General features: G+C 31.8%; 16 protein-coding genes. 7 read left to right on the top strand and 9 right to left on the bottom strand.

Annotated elements, in window-relative coordinates:
* Window positions 1-34: 34 nt before the first annotated feature.
* The 4 genes from H277_RS0104045 (at window position 35) to H277_RS18585 (ending at window position 5,208) form a co-directional block, all read left to right on the top strand.
* Complete coding sequence (locus H277_RS0104045) at window positions 35-1,225, top strand: helix-turn-helix domain-containing protein (RefSeq protein WP_019974302.1); 1,191 nt, start codon at window positions 35-37, stop codon at window positions 1,223-1,225.
* A complete protein-coding gene (locus tag H277_RS0104040) occupies window positions 1,222-2,292 on the top strand; it encodes a tetratricopeptide repeat protein (protein WP_019974301.1) in 1,071 nt (356 codons plus the stop codon). Before H277_RS0104045 ends, H277_RS0104040 begins: the two co-directional genes overlap by 4 nt.
* 151 nt (window positions 2,293-2,443) lie before the next feature.
* Complete coding sequence (locus H277_RS0104035) at window positions 2,444-4,471, top strand: T9SS type A sorting domain-containing protein (protein ID WP_019974300.1); 2,028 nt, start codon at window positions 2,444-2,446, stop codon at window positions 4,469-4,471.
* A gap of 221 nt (window positions 4,472-4,692) precedes the next feature.
* Window positions 4,693-5,208 (top strand): hypothetical protein, encoded by a 516-nt coding sequence (locus H277_RS18585; protein ID WP_019974299.1) that lies wholly within the window; start codon window positions 4,693-4,695, stop codon window positions 5,206-5,208.
* Here H277_RS18585 and H277_RS0104025 read toward each other — a convergent pair.
* The 3 genes from H277_RS0104025 to H277_RS0104015 all read right to left on the bottom strand — a co-directional run bounded on the left by H277_RS0104025 (window position 5,180) and on the right by H277_RS0104015 (window position 7,779).
* Window positions 5,180-5,662 (bottom strand): hypothetical protein, encoded by a 483-nt coding sequence (locus tag H277_RS0104025; protein WP_019974298.1) that lies wholly within the window; start codon window positions 5,660-5,662, stop codon window positions 5,180-5,182. The two genes, H277_RS18585 and H277_RS0104025, sit on opposite strands and share 29 nt — an antisense overlap.
* 20 nt (window positions 5,663-5,682) lie before the next feature.
* Window positions 5,683-6,174 carry a hypothetical protein gene (locus H277_RS18580; RefSeq protein ID WP_019974297.1) on the bottom strand — a complete coding sequence of 164 codons (492 nt, stop codon included), beginning with the start codon at window positions 6,172-6,174 and terminating at the stop codon, window positions 5,683-5,685.
* Window positions 6,175-6,267: 93 nt separating this feature from the next.
* A complete protein-coding gene (locus tag H277_RS0104015) occupies window positions 6,268-7,779 on the bottom strand; it encodes a Do family serine endopeptidase (RefSeq protein WP_019974296.1) in 1,512 nt (503 codons plus the stop codon).
* A 162-nt stretch (window positions 7,780-7,941) separates the two neighbouring features.
* On the opposite strand from H277_RS0104015, the gene dapF reads away from it, so the two are divergent.
* Genes dapF through H277_RS0104000 form a run of 3 tightly spaced genes read left to right on the top strand, consistent with a single transcriptional unit; the run spans window position 7,942 to window position 11,181 of the window.
* Window positions 7,942-8,718: a diaminopimelate epimerase gene (gene dapF, locus H277_RS0104010; RefSeq protein WP_026357397.1), complete on the top strand. Its 777-nt coding sequence runs from the start codon at window positions 7,942-7,944 to the stop codon at window positions 8,716-8,718.
* A 9-nt stretch (window positions 8,719-8,727) separates the two neighbouring features.
* Window positions 8,728-9,750, top strand: a complete 1,023-nt coding sequence (gene mltG, locus H277_RS0104005; protein WP_019974294.1) for an endolytic transglycosylase MltG — start codon at window positions 8,728-8,730, stop codon at window positions 9,748-9,750.
* Window positions 9,751-9,780: 30 nt separating this feature from the next.
* Entirely contained in the window at window positions 9,781-11,181 is a 1,401-nt protein-coding gene (locus H277_RS0104000; protein WP_019974293.1) for an FAD-binding oxidoreductase, read from the top strand.
* Between the two features lie 44 nt (window positions 11,182-11,225).
* Here H277_RS0104000 and H277_RS0103995 read toward each other — a convergent pair whose 3' ends face one another.
* The 6 genes from H277_RS0103995 to H277_RS0103970 all read right to left on the bottom strand — a co-directional run bounded on the left by H277_RS0103995 (window position 11,226) and on the right by H277_RS0103970 (window position 19,474).
* Window positions 11,226-13,247, bottom strand: coding sequence for a DUF3857 domain-containing protein (locus tag H277_RS0103995; RefSeq protein WP_019974292.1), 2,022 nt, complete (start codon window positions 13,245-13,247; stop codon window positions 11,226-11,228).
* 108 nt (window positions 13,248-13,355) lie between these two features.
* The gene (locus tag H277_RS0103990) at window positions 13,356-16,103 is read right to left on the bottom strand and encodes a TonB-dependent receptor (RefSeq protein WP_019974291.1); all 2,748 of its coding nucleotides are present in this window, start codon (window positions 16,101-16,103) and stop codon (window positions 13,356-13,358) included.
* Between the two features lie 88 nt (window positions 16,104-16,191).
* On the bottom strand, window positions 16,192-16,968 hold the full coding sequence (locus tag H277_RS0103985) for a GLPGLI family protein (protein WP_019974290.1): 777 nt from the start codon (window positions 16,966-16,968) through the stop codon (window positions 16,192-16,194).
* A 137-nt stretch (window positions 16,969-17,105) separates the two neighbouring features.
* A complete protein-coding gene (gene pncA / locus H277_RS0103980) occupies window positions 17,106-17,708 on the bottom strand; it encodes a bifunctional nicotinamidase/pyrazinamidase (RefSeq protein WP_019974289.1) in 603 nt (200 codons plus the stop codon).
* A gap of 102 nt (window positions 17,709-17,810) precedes the next feature.
* Window positions 17,811-18,590, bottom strand: a complete 780-nt coding sequence (locus H277_RS0103975) for a GLPGLI family protein (RefSeq protein ID WP_019974288.1) — start codon at window positions 18,588-18,590, stop codon at window positions 17,811-17,813.
* A gap of 104 nt (window positions 18,591-18,694) precedes the next feature.
* Window positions 18,695-19,474 carry a GLPGLI family protein gene (locus tag H277_RS0103970; RefSeq protein ID WP_019974287.1) on the bottom strand — a complete coding sequence of 260 codons (780 nt, stop codon included), beginning with the start codon at window positions 19,472-19,474 and terminating at the stop codon, window positions 18,695-18,697.
* Window positions 19,475-19,484: the final 10 nt, after the last annotated feature.

Here is a 19,484-nt window from a genome sequence, read left to right as displayed (position 1 = left end):
GTTTTTTTATTTTTACAACTAGGTTTAGTTAAAAATGGGATATAGGGTTGTTTTTTTGATTGTATTTATTTTATCCACCTTCGGATTTTCTCAAAACACAGATGAGAACTCGATTTTTTATCAAGAGGCGATACAACAAATTAGAAAAGATAATGGGAAGAGCATTAAAATTTATGAATACCTTATCACAAATGCGAAAAATCCCGAACAAAAAATAAATTACGAACTTGATTTAATTAAAATCAAGTTTTATGTATCCAAAGATATCGAAGCAGTAGATCTTTATTTTGATATTGAATCGGAAGTCGACGCATTGGATAACCAAGAATTAAAAGACAAATACAATATTATTGGAGCTGATATAGCTAATTATTTAGGATTCAAAGAACATACTGAAAAATTATACAAGAAAGTAAAGTCTAAGGATAAAGATTGGGTCAACAGTATGCATGATAAATTTTTGGATTTACGTACAGATTTTTCAATTAATTCAAGCACTAGAGATCCAGTTCAATCAGATTTTGAAGCGAAAGCAGTAGCAGATAGTTTGCATCATACAGCAAATGAAGTGGAAAGGTTTATTTTTCTGAAAAAACTCAAAGCATATTATTTGAAAAATAATTCTCTCGAAAAATTTGCGGATTATAACGCACAATTAACTGCTCTTAACGATCGGCTAAATGTGGAAAAACGAAATACCCGAAATCATTTTGTCAATAAATTATTGGAACAAAATAAAGTAAGAATAGCTAAAGAGAACAAGAATTTTCAAATTTTTTCGGTTATCTTTAGTATCGTTCTTTTAGGATTGATTGTATTTATAAGCTTTTATAAAAAGAAAAAGCCGACGAATAAACCTAACCTGATTTCGGATAAAGTAGAGAAGGAAATCTTAATTAAATTAGATACTTTCGAGAAGAACAATGGATTTTTGAATCCAACAATTACCATATCAACATTAGCAAAGGATTTGGATACAAACGTAAAATACTTGTCTACGATATTAAACAATGTCAAACAAAAGAGCTTTAACAATTACATAAATGAACTTCGTATTATCTATATTGTCAAACTCTTAGAAGAAGATAAAAAGTTTCGTCTGTACAAAGTCAGCCATTTAGCAACCTTGAGCGGATTTGCCTCTCAAAGTAGTTTTACAACCTTTTTTAAGTTGGTTACAGGAATAACACCTTCTTCTTTTATCAAAAATTTGACTGAAAAATGAAGACTAAATTATTCTACCTCTTTTTTATATTGGTCATTCCGGTATTATCTGCTCAAAAAGTAGACAGCATTAGAACAGCATATGATTACGTTTACTTTGATCCGAAGAAAGCAATCGAACTTGCGGATCAGATTATTAAAAATTCGACAGATAAAAATGATCAAATAACCGCAAGATTAATTAAAACGAATGCGTATTCATCGTTAGACGATGGCTATAATTCGCTGAAATATGCGTATGAAACGTATGATTATGTTAAGAAAGAAAAAGATACTTTTAATGAGGCTCGTATATTGGGACGGTTGGGAGAGTTGTTTCAGGGGTATGGGTTCAATACACAATCGAGAGAATATTTAGATCAATCCACAAAATTAATTTTATCGAAGACATTTCCGGAAGAAAAAAAAGCAATGTATCTGGGAAATATCTATGGGATAAAAGGAAACGGCTACAAAGATGATTTGGATTGTGATTTTGCATTAAAATACTACAATAAAGCAATAAAAGCATATCAGAAGTCTGAGAGCAATCAATCTATTTTAAATAATTTGGCACTTGTTTACATTGAAAAATCAAATTGTTTGATCGATAAACACCTTCTCGATTCTGCTAAGATCTATTTGAATGATGCAATGGAAGTTATTGATAAGAACAAGTTAGAAGAATATGATCAATCTGCTAAAATAAGCTTGGCAAGAATTTATCAATATGAAAAAGAATATCACAACTCGAATAAGCTATTGAATGAGGTTTTAAAAGATATTCAATCTTCTCAACCTTTGCAGGTAAGCAATCAAATTTATAAATTATTGGCACAAAATTCTTTCGAGTTGAGAGATTTTGAATCCTACAAAACATACACAGGTCTTGTAAAAGAAACAAATGTCCAACTGGAAGAAACATTTTTGAAAGCTCAAGAAAAGAGTTTGAATTATTTATTGCATAAAGATGAGAATTTTATGACGAAACTGACAAAACTTTGGTTACCCATTTCATTAATGTTTATTTTATTGATTTTAGTTTTTCGGAAAATGTATGTACGACATAAAAAAAGTATGAAAGTATAATTTTCTTGAAAAAGAAAGAGTATCTGGTTTTTATGTAATGTATTAAGTGGTTTTTGTGATGAATGAATTCAAGTAATATTCATTCTTCTTAAAGTTATAAGAATTTCAATTGTAATAAAAACATTCTTCATTTGATGAAAATACACATCATATGAAAAAAACACTTATACTCTTGGCTACGCTTTTTGGAATAAGCATTACTTCCGCTCAAACTATTTTTGAGAAATCGAATACAGCTGTTATTAAACAAAGTAAAACCAATCGTTCGGAAAAACTAAAAAAGAGTTTTGATTGGACAACTTATAACAGAGGAAAAGATCATAGTCATTTTGGAAATATTGAACAAACAGCAAACAATTTTACAAGAAAAGGAACACAGAAAAATGACATTCTGCCATTCGGAAGTATAAATGCACAACGTTGGACCTATGGAAAAAATGTAGATACAAATGAAACCATTATGTTTTCTGTAGATGCAAAATATGGACAAAATGCTTCGTTAACTTTTAAAACATATGCAGACGATTTAAAAGTGGATAAAAAATTTACGATTAGTATTCCTGAAACAGCAAATAGAGCAGAACCAATAGGAGATTTTTCTTCAAAAATAATGGATAACAATAACAAATTAATTGTTGGTGTATATGTTCATTTTTTTGAAGGAGGCCAAGGACCACAATATCAAAAACATCAAATTTGGTTTGTAAATGAAACAGGAGATATATTATACAAAGTGGATGCATCTTCTGCAGAAATATTAAGAGATTCTAAAGGAAGATTGAACATTTATACTTATGATAGTAACGAAGATTATGTTACAGTAAAGAAGGTTAACTTGAATAATACTGCTCATAATTTAGAATACAAAGTAGATTTTGATTTGGTTAATTATTATGTTGGATTACCATTAGCTCATAAAGAAATGAATGGAAAAGATTACCTGATTTTTTCACATTATTCAGAAAAGTTAATGGACAATAGTACATTAGAATTTAATACAAATGCAAAATTTGTGGTAGACTTTATTGATGCCGAAACGTTTACTTTAGAAAAAACATATACATTACCTGTAATGGGATTTGATACTGAAAATCCTTATACCATTCCTATGACTACTTTCGGAATGTTTTATAATACAGATAAATATGATATTTCGACAGATATTTATAATACTGATAGCAAGCTAGAGTTTACCTATGGGACACTATTTTATGATATGCCTAATGATCGTGAGTGGTTCAATTACTATGTTGTAAACGAGGACGGGACAGTTCTTAAAACCTTAAACGACGATATTGCAAATGGAGGAATAGAAACCGGGATTGAATTGACAGAATTACCAAACCAAAAAGATCAGGTTGTGATGTTAGTTGGGAGTGATGAAGGAATTTCGAATATTAAAATCTACAATTTGCCAGAACTTGAATTAGCCCAGGATTTTACAGCAGTATACAAAGATGATTTATTATCTCTTAATTTGAATAGGATAACAAATGGAACTTCTTATAATTATGTGGTCGGTTTAAATTATGGAGAAATAGAAGGAGATAAAGCTTTTGGTATTGTAAAACATTATGATATAAAAGGAGAAGAAATAAAAAAAATAAGATTACCGATTTCTCTAGAAACAGAATTATTCGCACCATTTCTAAATAAATTAACATTAAACCCTACGATTGTAAATGATGATGATAAAATAGAATATGTATATGCCTATCAGGACAGGGTGAATAATATTGGAGCAAATACATACAGTATTGCACAAGATGAAAATAATGTACTGGCAAGTTTTTCTGGACGTACAGAAAAAGGAAATATCACAATGTCTGGTTACGGAACAAAAAGAAATGGAGAATTTGATCGTCTATATATCTATTATGGGAGTGATTACTCAGCGACATCATATAACACAGATTTCTATAAGTTCCCTTTTGAGGCTTTAGTTGTAAATGATGTTCAAAAAAATAAACATTCAATTCATTATTTAAATAATGTAAAGGAAATTCGCATTGATTACGATTATCAAACATACCAGGTTTATAACATGAATGGAAATTTAATTTCTTCTGGAAACGCTCTCAAAACAATTTTCACCAACGGATGGGAAAAAGGAGTTTATATCGTCAAAACTATAGACAAGAAGGGGCAAGCAAATACGGTTAAAATATTGGTTTACTAACCGGAAATTAATACTAATTTGAATAAGAAAGTCCTATTTATTTAGGACTTTTCTTTTTTGATAGTGCTACAAAATGATCTTTTTTTGACGGTGTCATCACCAAACAACATCATATTTTTATTCAAGATGAAGAAGTGTTTAAAAGTCTACCGCAAAAAAAGTGGTTTATTTAGATGATAATTCAGGCTTTTTTATAACTTTACTTTATCATTCATAAAACTATGGCAGCGCTTTTATCAATACTTATCATCTTTTTAATTTTCGGAATTTTTGTTTCGATATTCTTTGTTATTGCCGTATCTGATGCGAAGGTCAGAGAAAAAAATGAAATGCATACGCTGAAGAGTTTACCGGAAGATGTTGACCTGAAAGCTGTAGTACGATATAACATTGGACGCCCGCAAGGAAGGTTTCTTAAAATGAAATCTTTTCAAGGAAGTGGTGTTTTGTATGTAGAAGGAGAACAATTGATTTTCAAAGATATATTAGGAAACGAAGACCATGTTTTTGATTTGCAAACATGTAAATTATCTTGGGTTGGAAATAAAATAAATGGCATAACAAATGCGTTCAAAGTGGCAGATCACGAAGCCATTATATTTTTTTATATAGATAAAGGAGTTTTTATTTTCAATACAATTGAAGAAAATGCTTCTACATCTGATCTATATATCCGTTTAAAAGAATTGCGCAAAAGAATTAGAAATGCTAAAAAAGCTGAGTCGGCAAATGAATAGTTAACCCGGCTCTGAATCCACTCATTTCTTTAAAATCTTTATTTTCTCTAAATTCGAAAGAGTATCCTGCATTTAATTCAACTATACTCAATATTGCAATTCCGGCTTTTGGTGTAATAGTCCAAGGAGAGACTTCAGCACGAATGACATAAAAAGCAGAACTGAAATTTGAACTATAAGGGTCGCCCGGATTATTACGGAAATTGAACATATATCCGGCACCAACCTCTGGAATGACACGAAATTTATCTTTCATATACCCTAAATTCGCATTGGCACTAAATGTCAAAATATTGTTGTTATCTTGTACTAGATATAAATCTGTTCCAACTTTTCCGTAGTTGCCATTCCAATATTCATAACCCAAATTAACGGTGAAATAATCGGTTAAATTTTGTTGTGCTTTAGCATGTAAACCAACAAAGAATATAAAGAGTGCAATAATTTTTTTCATGTGGTAAAAATAATCAATTATTACATCATTTTAAGTTGAAAGTTAAGAGGAATATTAATTCCGAAGCTAAATTGGAAGCCTTCAATTGATTTGAAATTATTTTTTTGATGCATTTCAAATCCATAACCAAACCCAAAATCAATAAAAGTAAAAAGGCTTAGACCTGCTTTTGGCGTAAAGGTGTAAGGGGTAAATTCTGTTTCTGCAAAAATACCTAATCCACCTAATCGATCTGGAAAAGTATAGAATGTTAATCCTGCTTCCGGAATGATGGATAACTTATTTTTCATTCCTGTAATGTTTGCATTTACATCAAGTTTTAACATACTGTTATTGCCAGATTCAATTTCCCAAAAAGCACCTATTTTTCCATAATTCCCCGATTGATTCATGTAACCTAATGAAAATCCATAAAGGAAATCATGATGCTTTTGAGAAAATAAAAAAGAGGAACATAAGAATAAGAAGCTCGTCAGTGTTTTTTTTAATGTCGTTGTAAGAATCATATTCATAAAGATAAGGTTTTTTTAAAAATAAATAGCTACAACACATTTTGTTGTAGCTATTTATAGTGATTTATCAAAATTTAAAATCGACTCAAAATTTTAATCCATCGTGAAACCTTTTGTATAAATACGCCCGTAATAATCAGCAAATTTGATTGAAACGCGACCCTTATGATTCTTCAATATTTTCTCAATATCTTCTTGTGAACTTACATTTTTATCGTTTACAGAAAGAAGAATAAATTCGTCTTGAACACCAGCTGCAGCCAATTTTCCACTAGATTCTAAATTTTTCACCATCACACCATAATTGATTCCAAAATTATCTTTTTGACGTTCTGTTAATGGTTCAAATTGTGCTCCTAAAAGCTCAGTAGGAGTTAAGTCTGCTTTACTTCTTACTTTTGTACTTCCTTTCGCATCTTTTAATGTAATTGAGTATGTTTTCTCTGTATTTCCACGTTTCACAGTAAGTGCAACTTTGTCTCCTGGACGTTTGCTACCAACAATGAACGATAGAGTAGAGAAAGTAGTAATAGGTTTACCGTCTACAGCTGTAATGATATCTCCTTCTTCAATTCCCGAATCAATCGCAGAGCCTTTTGATACCAATTCAGTAACCATAACGCCATTGTCTGTTTTTATATTTTTCTTAAATTGTTTGTTGTATTGTTTTACAGCATCTTCGTTCGATAAATCGAAACCTTTAATTCCTAAATATCCACGTTGTACAATTCCGTAAGATTTAATATCTTCTACAACTTTTTTTACCAAATTTGCAGGAACTGCAAATCCATAACCGGAATAAGCACCTGTTGGAGAAGAAATAGCCGTATTAATACCAATTAAATCTCCATTCGAATTAACTAAAGCACCTCCTGAATTACCTGGATTAATCGCTGCATCTGTTTGGATAAATGATTCAATTGGTGATTCAGAATTTTTACCTAAAATATTAATACTACGGCCTTTTGCTGAAACAATACCGGCTGTAACTGTAGAAGTTAAACCAAAAGGGTTTCCTACTGCCAATACCCAGTCTCCTACATTTATTGCGTCAGAGTCTACAAATTTTGTGAATGGTAAACCTTTTTCGCTAATTTTTAATAAAGCAATATCTGTACTTGGATCTGTACCAACTAATTCAGCAGTATAACTTTTCTGATTGTTTAAGGTCACTTCAATTTTAGAAGCACCTTGTATCACGTGATTATTTGTTACAATGTAACCATCTTGTGAAATAATTACACCGGAACCCATTCCTGATGGCTGATCTTGATCGGGCTGTTGTTGTCGACGTTGCTGTTGTTCTGGTTGTCCGAAAAAGAAATCAAAAGGATCAAAGAACTGCTGTTGTTGTCGCTGTCTTTGGTTTGAATAATTTTTAATACTTACAACAGTGTGTACAGCTTTATTAGAAGCTTGAACAAAATTAGGCGCATCATAACCATAATTTCCTTTGTAGTCGACAAACTCAAAGTCACCATTCTTTTGATTACTTGCATTCGTAATAAATGGGTTATTTCCATTATCATTCATCAAATAAAAACCTCCCATAGTTGTCATAGAACTCACTAATCCAACTAATAAGTAACCTGTATATTTTTTCATCTTTTATTATATAAGTTTTTAATGTTTTAGATTAAATCAAATTTAAGACCAAAACTTTAACATTTCAAACCGTTTAACGCATGTTAACACTAAATTATAAATCTTTTATAACATTAGTTAAGAGTGACAAAAATGTCTTTACTTTGTTTAAAATTTAAGAAGTTGAAATTAAAATTTTATAAATATCAAGGAGCTGGAAATGATTTTGTCATGATTGATGACCGAGAAAAAGCTTTTCCAATTTCTACAGCACTGATTAACAGGCTATGTCATCGTAATTTTGGGATTGGAGCTGATGGATTAATTTTGTTGCAAAATGATAAAAATTCAGACTTCAGAATGGTTTATTTTAACTCAGACGGAAACGAAAGTACAATGTGCGGAAATGGGGGACGTTGTATTATTCGATTTGCCAATGATTTGGAAGTAGCAAATGACAAGATGACATTTAATGCAATTGATGGTTTGCATCATGGTGTAGTAGACCAAGATATCATTCGCTTGCAGATGATTGATGTAAAAGAAGTCGAAGATCATGACGGCTATTTATTTATGAACACAGGTTCTCCTCATCATGTAGAATTTGTACAAAATCTGAGTGAAGTGGATGTTTATAAACGAGGTAAACAAATTCGAAACGGAGCGCCCTATTTTGAGAAAGGATCTAATGTTAATTTTGTTGAGGTCATGCCGGACAAAACCCTTACGATAAGAACATATGAGCGTGGGGTAGAGAATGAGACTTTGGCTTGTGGAACAGGAATTACTGCAGCCGCTATTTCTGCTTATGTCAAGAATTTGATTGACAAAAAAGAAATCAAAGTAAAAGCAATGGGTGGTGATTTATCTGTAAATTTTGAAGAAAATAATCATAACTTTGTCAATGTATGGTTAAACGGACCAGCTGTTAAAGTTTTTGAAGGTGAAATTGAAATTTAATTCAATCCAATGAAAAAATTAAATCTATTACTAATATTAATCTGTTCATTCGGACTTATAGGATGTACATTTATAGATGGTTTTAAAGGAAATGCAACCAAAGACGGTTACATCTATATTTCCAGAGGAGCTAAGTTCGACCAAGTTTTAGATTCTTTGAGACCGTTCTTGAAGGATGAAAAGCTTTTCAAACAATATGCTGAAGAGGCAGATTATCCGGCGACAATTAAGTCAGGAAAGTATAAAATCTCGAGCTCCGATTCTAATCGCGACATTATTGATCGTTTGCAAGGAGGGGAACAAGAAGAGGTAAAACTTCGTATCAAGAATGAACCGACAATTTATCATTTGGCAGGTTCGGTTTCGAAGCAAATAGATATGGATTCAATCGAAGTTTTAACAGCGATTCGCGATTTTGTGAAGGAAAAGAACGATACAACGCTAAATGATGAGACCGTAAAACAATACTTTATTCCGGAAACCTATTTTGTGTATTGGGGACTAACACCTGAAAAATTTGTGGATAAAATGGTTGCCCAACATGATAAAGTGTGGAACGCAGAACGTTTGGCAAAAGCGAAAGCGCTAAATATGTCACCTTTAGAAGTCACAACGCTGGCTTCTATTGTTCAGTTAGAATCTTCGGATAATATGGATGAGCAACAAAAAGTAGCTCGCGCTTATATGAATCGTTTGGCAAAAGATATGCGTTTGGAAGCTGATCCAACGTCTATTTATGCTTATAAAATGGAAAACGGATGGGATCAAAAGGTACAACGTGTCTACAAGAAATGGACGTGGTCATCTAATGCTTACAATACTTATCGTAACAAAGGGTTGCCTCCGGCACCTATTTGTTTACCAAATTTAGGAGCAATTGATGCGGTGTTGTCACCGGCAAACCATGATTTTATTTTCTTTGTTGCTGACCCTAAAAAACCGGGCTATCATATTTATACCAATGATTATCAGGAACATTTAAAAAATGCTGAAAATTATAGAAATTGGTTAAAGGAGAATAATATCAAATAATTGTATCTTTAGGCTAAATCAATTTTAGCTATGGTACAACATGATTATACAAAAAGAGAATTCCTAAAATTGCTTGGCACAGGTAGTTTAGGAATTTTTTTTATGTCTTTTTATTCGTTTGATGATTTCTTGGATGATGATTTAATTCTGTTGAAAAAAGATGATGAAAAATACAATCAGTACAGAAAATCATTCAATAAGAGGATAGATAAATTTCCGAAAATTATCGCCGTCTGTAAATCAGATAATGCGGTAAGAAAAGCGATTGTATTAGCAAATGAAAAGAAACTGAAAATAGCAATTAGAAGTGGTGGACATAGTTTCGAAGGTTTTTCGAATAGTGATGACGGGATGTTAATTCATCTTGGTTTAATGAACAAAATTACCTGGTTACAGGATAATAATGTGAAATTACAACCAGCTTGTCTTTTACAGGAAATCTATGCTAATTTTTTACCAAAGAAAAGAATTATTCCGGCCGGTTCTTGCGGAACTGTTGGAATAGGAGGATTGACTTTAGGCGGAGGGTATGGTTTTTTTAGTCGAAAATATGGTTTGACATGCGATAATTTGCTTCGTGTAAAAATGATTGATTACAAAGGAAACACCATTGATTCTGATAAAGATCCTGATTTACTTTGGGCTTGTAAAGGCGGTGGAAATGGAAATTTTGGTGTTGTAACCGAATTGCATTTCAAAACTTATCCGGCACCGCAGTCATTCAGTGGCTATCGGATGAAGTTCAATAACCTTACGTCAGATAAATTTGTCAAATTAATTCAGCTTTGGTTTCAAGCAACCGATAAATTACCCAATGAAGCATTCTCCGCTTTTGTCTTGAACGGAAAGTTTTTGACAATTTTATTTACCAACTTTTCAGCTAATCAAAAAGATTTTGAACAGAATTTCTCCGCTTTAATTCCTTTAGCGAGTGATTATAAACCCATGAAAAATAGAAATCTTGCTGCTGCACTGAAAAATTATTATGGCGTAAAGGAACCGATTTATTTTAAGAATGCTTCTGCTGGTTTATATAAGGGAATTGATGATATTGAAAATGGATTGACAGAATTGTTTAAAAAAGTGACATCTTCCAAAGGAATGATTTATCAAATTAATACATTGGGAGGAAAGATTAACGAAGTCAAAGCTTCAGATTCGGCCTATCCGCATCGGGACATTAATTATTTGAGCGAATTACAAGCTTATTGGGATTTGCCTTCACAAGAAGAAAAATTGGTGAAAGATTTTGAAGAAGTGCAGCAACTTTTAAGAAAATTGGGAAATGTAAAACAATACAGAAATTATCCTGATGTCAATTTTCCAGAAGCCAATAAAGCCTATTTTGGAAATAATCTTGCTCAATTGCAAAAATTGAAAAAGAAATATGATCCCAATAATCGATTTGATTATCCACAAGTGATTAAATAAAAAAGTCCCGGAAATTAACTTTTCGGGACTTTTTCATGTGTGATTTATTTGAATGTTTTCTTCATTTTGAATTTTAACATATTCAGTAACCCCGGTTCTATAATATCTAGTCCTAAACCGTAATTACTATCTGCAATAATATGATGATTGCTGCGGAATTTCTCAAAATGATCTGTGGTGATTTCATGATTGGTAAATGGATTGTATTCGATGAATACACTTCCTCCATTTGGTGTGATTTTCTTTCGGCTGGAATAAGTGAAATATTCATCATTGATTGCTGATTCCTGAATCGTATATTTCTCTTTCATATCAATCTTTTGATCAGTTGACAGATTGATTTCATATTTTTCACTATCAAAATTGTGCCAGAAACTCGCATCTTTGTGGATAAAATCTCGGACATTGTTTTTGGGAATATTTCGATCAAAGAACATTAAAAAACGTTCGTTTGTTACACGGTCTTTAAAATAAGGATTTTCGATTCGTGCTTTATATTTTATCGTTAATTCGTTTCGTTTTTTATCATCTGAAACAATATCGATTGAAGTATCTTTAAAAATATCCCTTAAATCCATTTCCGGACGATCGGCACTATAATTCAAAGCATAATAGAAGAAGCTGTTCCAACTGTCTATAATTTCACGTTTGTTGGTGTTTTTGAAATATCTTCTCATGTTATTTGCCCGGTTGTAACGATAAGTAGATTCTGATTCTAAATATCCTTCATTTCCTTTTGTCGCTATGTTAATCTTTTCCTCTATGCAAAACTTTGGGAATTTGTAAGGAGAACGAATTTGTAAGGTTTGATTTGGTTTGATTTCTAAATAATGTGCAAAATAAATAAAACTTCTATTCTCTAACCAGCCATATTCATTTCGCATGGTTGCATCTACATAATAGGTTTCGTTATTGTGTTTCACTTTTACAATGACATGGTTGAAAGCCAATAATGACGGCAGGTAATATTTAAAATAGAAATCAGTATTATAATTCAATAAAATAATAGAAGATTCTAAGCCTAAATAATCAAAAATAACTTTTAATAAAATAGATTTTGCCTTGCAATCTCCTTGTTTATTGGTGTATGTTACTTCAGCTTCTTGCGGTTTGTGACCGCTCATTTCGTCCGCGTTATAGATATAATAGATGTGGTTCTGAACATATTCGATGGCATATTCTATTTTATCTTCTAAGTTGGTAAATTCATTTAATTTTTCAATTAAATTAGGCGCGAAACTTTCTAGACTAGCTTTTTGGATGACTTCTTCGTAATAAGGAGAAATAAAATTGGATAGTTTTTCCCATGTACTTTTTGTTGCAAAATCAATGTAAGGAAAAATTTCACGATTTGGATCAGTTGGATTCAAATAGTTGGAAAGCTCAAAAATATAAGAAGTTCCGGGTGCAATAGTTCCGGTTTCATTTTCAATTAAATTTCCATTTTCGTCTCGGAAGAAATTTTTCTTATACGCAAATTCATCATCACGTTGATTGATTAATTCGAATTTATAATTTCCATATGCCCAATAGGAATCCGGACTTACCCATAAGTATCGGCTGTATTCTTTGCGAACAAAATCTTTATCGGTAAAAACTTTTTCTCTTGCATCTTCTAAAACAAGTGTATCATATAAACGCAAATCTTTGATCGAGATATTGATTTTTTTACTTTTGTTGATGATACCTGATCCGCTATCATTCTCGTTGTCTAAAACTTTGATGGTAATATCGGGTAATTTATCAATTAATTCTCCATCTCGAATAACGCTGATTCGATGAATCAAGAAGATTTCGTTTTCTTCAACAATGGTGTCATAAGTAGATGCTTTTTCTAAATTAGAAGGATCTGTAAGAGTATAAGACATGTTGACATACTCGATATGTTTTTCTCGGGTAACATAAAATTTTTTGTCTAAAAAGTAACAATAGTCTCTTCCTTCATCTAAAATATTTTTTGAGAAATCACTTTCTTTGGAAAGGGCTATAATTTGATCATCAGTTAAGCTTTTTGTCCAGCCCTCAGGTTGGATTATTTTGTACATTTCATTTGACTGGTTTCCCATCTTTATTTTTAATTTGTTGATTAGATTAAAAGTACAAAAATTATGAATAAAAGAAACGCGTCTACAAAAATAGGCGCGTTTCAGAGAATAATATGATAAAATGTTGGTTTAGAACTTGTATCTTAAGCTGACAATAAAATATCTGCCCAAAACATTTTTAGTTGTTGTTGAAATATAGTTATCAGAGAAGCCATTTGAAACAATAATATTATTTCCTAGTAAATTTCCTCCTGTAAGGGTTAAGTATGTTTTTCGAGCGATGTTGTAGCGTGCAGAAGCATTCCATTCTTTTGCCGTATTCAATTCTTCTCCGTCACGGTATTGTAAACGATAAGAAAAATCTGTTTGCACTAATAATTTATCTGTCACGGACCATGCTGCATCTCCATATGGGCGCCAATTGGTGAATTTTTGCTCTGCAAGAGATTGGTATTTACTTAAATTCAGGTTAAGACCGGCTTTCAATTCAAAGACTTTTTTGAAGGTAAACGCATTTTCTAAGTTATAGGTCTGCGTAAAACTTTTATTGTTCACATTATTTATTTCATCGTTTATAACAGTTCCATTTCGGTATTCTATGTTTCGTGTGATGGTGTAATAATTAGAAGTTGAAATATTACCTGTAAATCGAACATTGTACCATTTAGTGAAACGTTTCCCAATCATAAAATACCCAGAATACGTTTCTTGGTCATCATCAGAATTAATCATGGTATTAAACTGATACGTATTGACAATTGTATCGTTTGCCGAAATGATAAAATCACGGTTTAAGACAGATTGTGTCTGAATACTATTTTTACGCAAAGAATACGTCACATTGGCAAAAACATGAAAGAAAGAAAAAGAGTTAAAATGGTTGAAATTTAAACTGGCATTATGAGTTAAAGCTTGTTTCAAGTCACGATTTCCATAGAAAATAGATTGGTAACTTTGAATGGTATACGAATCATTAAATTCTTTTGTGTACGGGTAACTATAATCCTGCGTATAACTTGCACGAATACTCGTCGCATTATTAAATTTGTATTGCAGGTTGATATGCGGCAAAACTTTTGTTTCGTTTCGTTTTATTTTTTCACCGTCTTGATAGCTCGACTTTTCACTAAAGAAAGAAACGCCTGCCCCGGCATCTAATTGGAAATTACCTATTTTTTTTGTTAATGTAGCATCAACAAAAGTTTCATTGTAATCTAATCCTGTATGACTAATTAAAGCATTATTGTTCAATAAAGTATTGAAATCATAAATTGAATTATCAAAATCTTGTGTGCTAAAACTTGTTCCGGCTTTTAGTTTAAGATTGGCTGTATTGGTTAATAAATGATTGTAAATTCCATAGAACTGAACAGTGTTTAAGACGTAATTTTGATTTTGATTAAGATTATACTGATTATCTACCTGAGATAAATTTTTGAACATATCAAAAGACGAAAATGGGTTGGCTGTAGAAAGAATATTATAATCCGGAGTATCTTTTTGATATTGATGGCGGAAGTATAATCCAACATTATCATCACGTCCAACTTTACGGATATAAGATAAGGTTTGAGCTAATGAATAATTTTTCTGATCTGAATTAACATTTCTAAAGCTATTTTTTTGACCGTTGTAATAACTATCTACTAATTGCTCATTTTCACTATCCAAATAATTGAAATTTAAACGGTATTTAATTTGTCCCTTGTCATTCGGACTGTAATCAAGACGTAAACGAGACATTCCCATTAAAACATTACTTTTATTACGCTCTTCATCGACTGTTGTATAAGGAGTTTCAATGTTATTATAGAAACGTTCTGATCTAGAATCGTAACGAATATTATTGGTATTGACTAAACCAAAACCTGAAACTTTTAATTTTTTATTAGGCTCAACTCCAAAATGAACTGCCCCATTGTACGTATTCATACTTGGCGCATCATTTTTTGACATTAAATTCAGGTTGTTCGAATTACCTCTTAAAGAATAAATACTCCCTTCGGCATTAAATTCTGAATATCCTCCAAAGAAACTGACATAATCATCCTGATCAAAAACCTGTTTACCAAATGTATTGAAATCGTTAATTAAAGTTGCATCTGTTTTTTCAGAGAAATAGAATACTTTTGCTTGTGCATCAGTGTGTTGATCAGCATCTCCTCCTAAGGTTACATTACCAAAAGCCAGGCGTTTCATGTCCTCTTTTAGTTCAATGTTTAACGAAAATTGTTCATCATCTTCCTGTAGCGAAGAAGCAAAAGGATTTGATTTGAACTTTGTGTTTAATTGTATTTTAGAAACAGCATCAGAAGGTAAATTTTTATTTAATAACTTTTCGTTACCTCCCAAAACTTCGCGCCCGCCAACGGTCACTTGTTTCATTTCTTTTCCTTTGTACAAAACTTTTCCGTTTTGAACTTCTATTCCGGGCAATTTTTTTAAAATGTCTTCTAAAACTTCTTCATTCCCCACTTTAAAAGAGTCTGCATCAAACTCGATGGTATCACCTTTTACTTTAATGGCTTGCTGAGCTTTGACAATTGTTTCTTTCAGTGAAATTTCTTTTCCTTTCTTGAGCTTTAGTTTTCTGGTTGTATTCTCTGTTAAATCAATATTCTCGATATAAGTATCGAATCCGGGCTGCTCGATTTCGATGTCATATTTTTCTCCACAAGGTAATTTGAATTCAAATTCACCAATATTACTTGTAAAAACGAATCCTTTTCCCTCGTTCTTACTATCAAAAACAGAAACAGATGCGTCTGTTACTGGAATTCCGTTTTCATCAGCAACAGCTCCCTTTAGTTTACATTCTTGGGCAAAAGAAATCTGAGTAGAAGTAATGAATAAAATTAGATAGAGTATTTTTTTCATATGTGTATTTTAGTGGCAATCGAAGACTTTTTTTCAAAGATTAGCATCGTCCATCTGTTTCTTGCAGAAGACGATGCTGGATAAAACTTTATTTGGTGTCTACACCACTGTTCATCATTTCTTTCATTTTTTTCTGTAAATCTTCCATAATCTTCATGAATTGATTTTGAGTCACAACTTCTCCTTTTGTAGGTAGTGCAACTTTTAAATCTTTTTCGGAAATATTTAAATCTTTTAAAGTGAAGATCATTCGTGTACTTTGATAATCAAATTCAGCTTTTACAATCAACCCAGGTAATCCTGCTAATGAAGTTGGTCCGTCTTTAATAGGAATAGCCGGAGCAAACCATGCTATAACAGGAATAGAATCCATCATAACACCTTCGGCTTTTGTTGCCTGATAACCTGCAATCTCCGTTTTTTCACGAGAAATTTTCCATTTGTAATCTGGAATTTGGTCTTTAATTAAGTATTGTTTTGTTCCCATATCTACTTCTTTATAGTACATATTGGGAGTTACTGTAAAATCTTTGTACGTAGGTTTGTTATCGAATGTAGCCATTTGTTGTGCAATCATTCCTCCTTGCGATTGAGCATTTCCAACTTTTTGTTCAAGGACAAAAGTGGATTGCTTACTATTACTTTTGAAAAAATAATTCATGAAAATTCCTGCATCAATTTCTGCTTTCAGCATTGGACCAACCTGTGCACGGTATTGTTGAGGAACTTGAGACATCGTTTTTTCATAGTCTAATTTCATCTCGCAAACATAGGTTGCATCAATGTTTTGGGCTTTATTGTCCTGAGCAATAGCAACAGTAGTTGTAATAATTCCTAAGGCAAATGTTAAAATAGCTTTTTTCATAATTGTGTATTTAAATAGTTAGTCTACTTTTATAGAATAATGTTACAATTTTTTTTAATTTTTAATCAAAATAAAATGTCATTCAAAAAGTTACCGTTTTCAAATGACATGTTTAATTTTCAATATCGAAGGTTTAATTATAATAAATATGTTGAGACGTTCCCTCCTTTTTTGATAAAGTCTTCTTTCAACTCATCAAAGTATTCTTGGTTAATGGCTTTCGTTGTTCCTTCCAAAATATAGGTTGTGTAACCAAGAGCTAAAGCGTCTTTTGCTGTATGGTAAACACAATAATCAGCCGCTAAACCACAAATGTAAACACTCAGAATATTGTGATCTTTTAAGAAACCGTGCAAACCTGTTGGGTTTTTCTTATTTACATCAAAAAAAGCACTGTACGAGTCTACATCAGGGCTCATTCCTTTTCGGAAAATTGCACTAATCTTTTTTTGATTAATATCTTTATGTAATTCTGCTCCTTTCGTGCCTTGTATACAATGATCCGGCCATAAAACCTGACGGGTACCGTTCAGATCAATCACATCAAAAGGTTTATTTTCGGGATGTTGAGAAGCAAAACTCTTGTGATGAGCAGGATGCCAATCTTGTGTCGCCACAACGACATCATATTTTTCTTGTAATTTATTTATACGATCGATGATTTTATCTCCATCATTTACAGCCAAAGCACCTCCGGGTAAAAAGTCGTACTGCATATCTACAATGATTAAAGCTTTCATAGTATTTTATTCTAAAGATTAATTTATGACTAAATATAAGTTTTAAAATATAAATTTGAATGAAATATTGATAAAATTTAATCACTTCTGAAGCAAGAAAATTTATTCTCGTTTATTGACACCGGAATTTCTTATTTCTTCGAAACGCTTGCGCTGTTCATTCATCAACTTGTTGTATTCTTTTTGAGAAATCGTATTTTTATCTTTTGGCTTTTCAAGTGCTTTCACAGTAGTTGAGGTTGAAATATTGGTCAACGTAATGATTTTTTTTCCTTTGAAAGGACCTCTGTTTATTTCCGTTTCTACCTCTGCAATAAGTCCTGGCAATCCCCAGAAAATTTCAGGACCTGTTTTATATTTCAACGATGGAATATACCAAACTGTAGTGGTGATATCATCAATAATTGCGGTAGCTTTTTTGGTTTCATTTCCTAAAATTATTTTTGTTTCGCGTGTTAACTTCCAATCAAAATTCGGCAAAGAATCTTTAATGGTATAATTTTTACCCATCATGTTCTGCTCTTTTAAGAAATGGTGAGTAGAGGTGTTTTTATAAACATTGTCTCCATCCATCATGCTCATTCTACTTCCCCCGCGAGGATTTCTCATTCCTTGATTTTGATTATTTGATATCTTTTCAATCATTTTATAGACTGACTCATCTGCCAGAATTGTTAATGTAAATTCTTGTGGTTCTTGAATCGATTTGATAAACTCCTCCTGTCTCTCCTTAGGCATTTGCCGTCCACTATCTCCTGAAGATTGAAAGGAGAAATCTTTGGGTAAAATAATTTTGGACGTGTAAGTAACTTCTATTTTTTCTTGTTGGGCAAAAGAAACTAAACTTGTAAGAAGGATAAAAACTGAAACTATTCTTTTCATGGATGAAATTTAATGATTAGACAATCAAATGATCAGAATGTTTAATGTGGGATCAAAAAAAGTCAAATCATTTTATGATTTGACTTTTTGGTAAAGTATGGCTTTTAATCTTTTTTATCAATGCCTTCTGAGCGCATTTGTTTGAAACGTTCCATTTGTTTTTTTGTTAATTCTTCGAATTCCTTTTCCGTAATGACATTTTTATCTTTTGGTTTTTCAAACGGTTTCATTTCAGGAACTTCTTTTACGTCTGTTGCTCGGATTGTCATACTTTCTACCGATTTATTCTTGGAATCTTTAATTTCAAGTTCTAAAATTAAACCAGGTAAACCATTGTACATTCCTGGACCATCTTTTACAGCAATACTTGGTGCGAACCAGGCAACAATAGATTTTGTACTGTCTATAACAGCTGTTGCTTTTTTGACATCAAATCCGATAATTTTTTTCGATTCTCTAGAAATTTTCCAATTGTAATCGTTTAATTTATCTTTAATGATATAAGATTTATCCATCAAATGAATGCTTTTCGTGTATTCTTTTGTCGATAGATTTTTGAATAAATCTCCTCCTGCACCTCCAAAACTAATTGTCATTTTGATTCCACTGGTTTGTTGATTATCCAGCTTTTCAATTTTTTTATAATTGGTTTCGTTGTCGTATATTTTTAAGATAAAATCTTTTGGTTCTTGTGCGCTTTTCATCATGTTATCGTAGAGCTCTTTTGGTAATGTCGAAGAACCGTTTACCTGAATCGTTGAAGCGTTTTTGAATTCTTCAACATTAAGCTTTGTAATTTCCTGATAAGTGACTTCCAGTTTCTGCGCATAAATAGAAGTTGTAAAGAAAGCACAGTACGTAAATAGTGTCAATATTTTTTTCATTGCAGTTTTA

Source organism: Empedobacter brevis NBRC 14943 = ATCC 43319 (assembly GCF_000382425.1).
Classification (GTDB): Bacteria; Bacteroidota; Bacteroidia; order Flavobacteriales; family Weeksellaceae; genus Empedobacter; species Empedobacter brevis.
Note: the sequence above shows the minus strand (reverse complement) of the source record. Positions and strands in the feature narration are given on the sequence as shown.

Bases quoted from the DNA above. Each gene is read 5' to 3' on its own strand.
- H277_RS0104045 (WP_019974302.1), top strand. From the start codon at position 35: ATGGGATATAGGGTTGTTTTTTTGATTGTATTTATTTTATCCACCTTC.
- H277_RS0104040 (WP_019974301.1), top strand. From the start codon at position 1,222: ATGAAGACTAAATTATTCTACCTCTTTTTTATATTGGTCATTCCGGTA.
- H277_RS0104035 (WP_019974300.1), top strand. From the start codon at position 2,444: ATGAAAAAAACACTTATACTCTTGGCTACGCTTTTTGGAATAAGCATT.
- H277_RS18585 (WP_019974299.1), top strand. From the start codon at position 4,693: ATGGCAGCGCTTTTATCAATACTTATCATCTTTTTAATTTTCGGAATT.
- H277_RS0104025 (WP_019974298.1), bottom strand. From the start codon at position 5,662: ATGAAAAAAATTATTGCACTCTTTATATTCTTTGTTGGTTTACATGCT.
- H277_RS18580 (WP_019974297.1), bottom strand. From the start codon at position 6,174: ATGAATATGATTCTTACAACGACATTAAAAAAAACACTGACGAGCTTC.
- H277_RS0104015 (WP_019974296.1), bottom strand. From the start codon at position 7,779: ATGAAAAAATATACAGGTTACTTATTAGTTGGATTAGTGAGTTCTATG.
- mltG (WP_019974294.1), top strand. From the start codon at position 8,728: ATGAAAAAATTAAATCTATTACTAATATTAATCTGTTCATTCGGACTT.
- H277_RS0104000 (WP_019974293.1), top strand. From the start codon at position 9,781: ATGGTACAACATGATTATACAAAAAGAGAATTCCTAAAATTGCTTGGC.
- H277_RS0103995 (WP_019974292.1), bottom strand. From the start codon at position 13,247: ATGGGAAACCAGTCAAATGAAATGTACAAAATAATCCAACCTGAGGGC.
- H277_RS0103990 (WP_019974291.1), bottom strand. From the start codon at position 16,103: ATGAAAAAAATACTCTATCTAATTTTATTCATTACTTCTACTCAGATT.
- H277_RS0103985 (WP_019974290.1), bottom strand. From the start codon at position 16,968: ATGAAAAAAGCTATTTTAACATTTGCCTTAGGAATTATTACAACTACT.
- pncA (WP_019974289.1), bottom strand. From the start codon at position 17,708: ATGAAAGCTTTAATCATTGTAGATATGCAGTACGACTTTTTACCCGGA.
- H277_RS0103975 (WP_019974288.1), bottom strand. From the start codon at position 18,590: ATGAAAAGAATAGTTTCAGTTTTTATCCTTCTTACAAGTTTAGTTTCT.
- H277_RS0103970 (WP_019974287.1), bottom strand. From the start codon at position 19,474: ATGAAAAAAATATTGACACTATTTACGTACTGTGCTTTCTTTACAACT.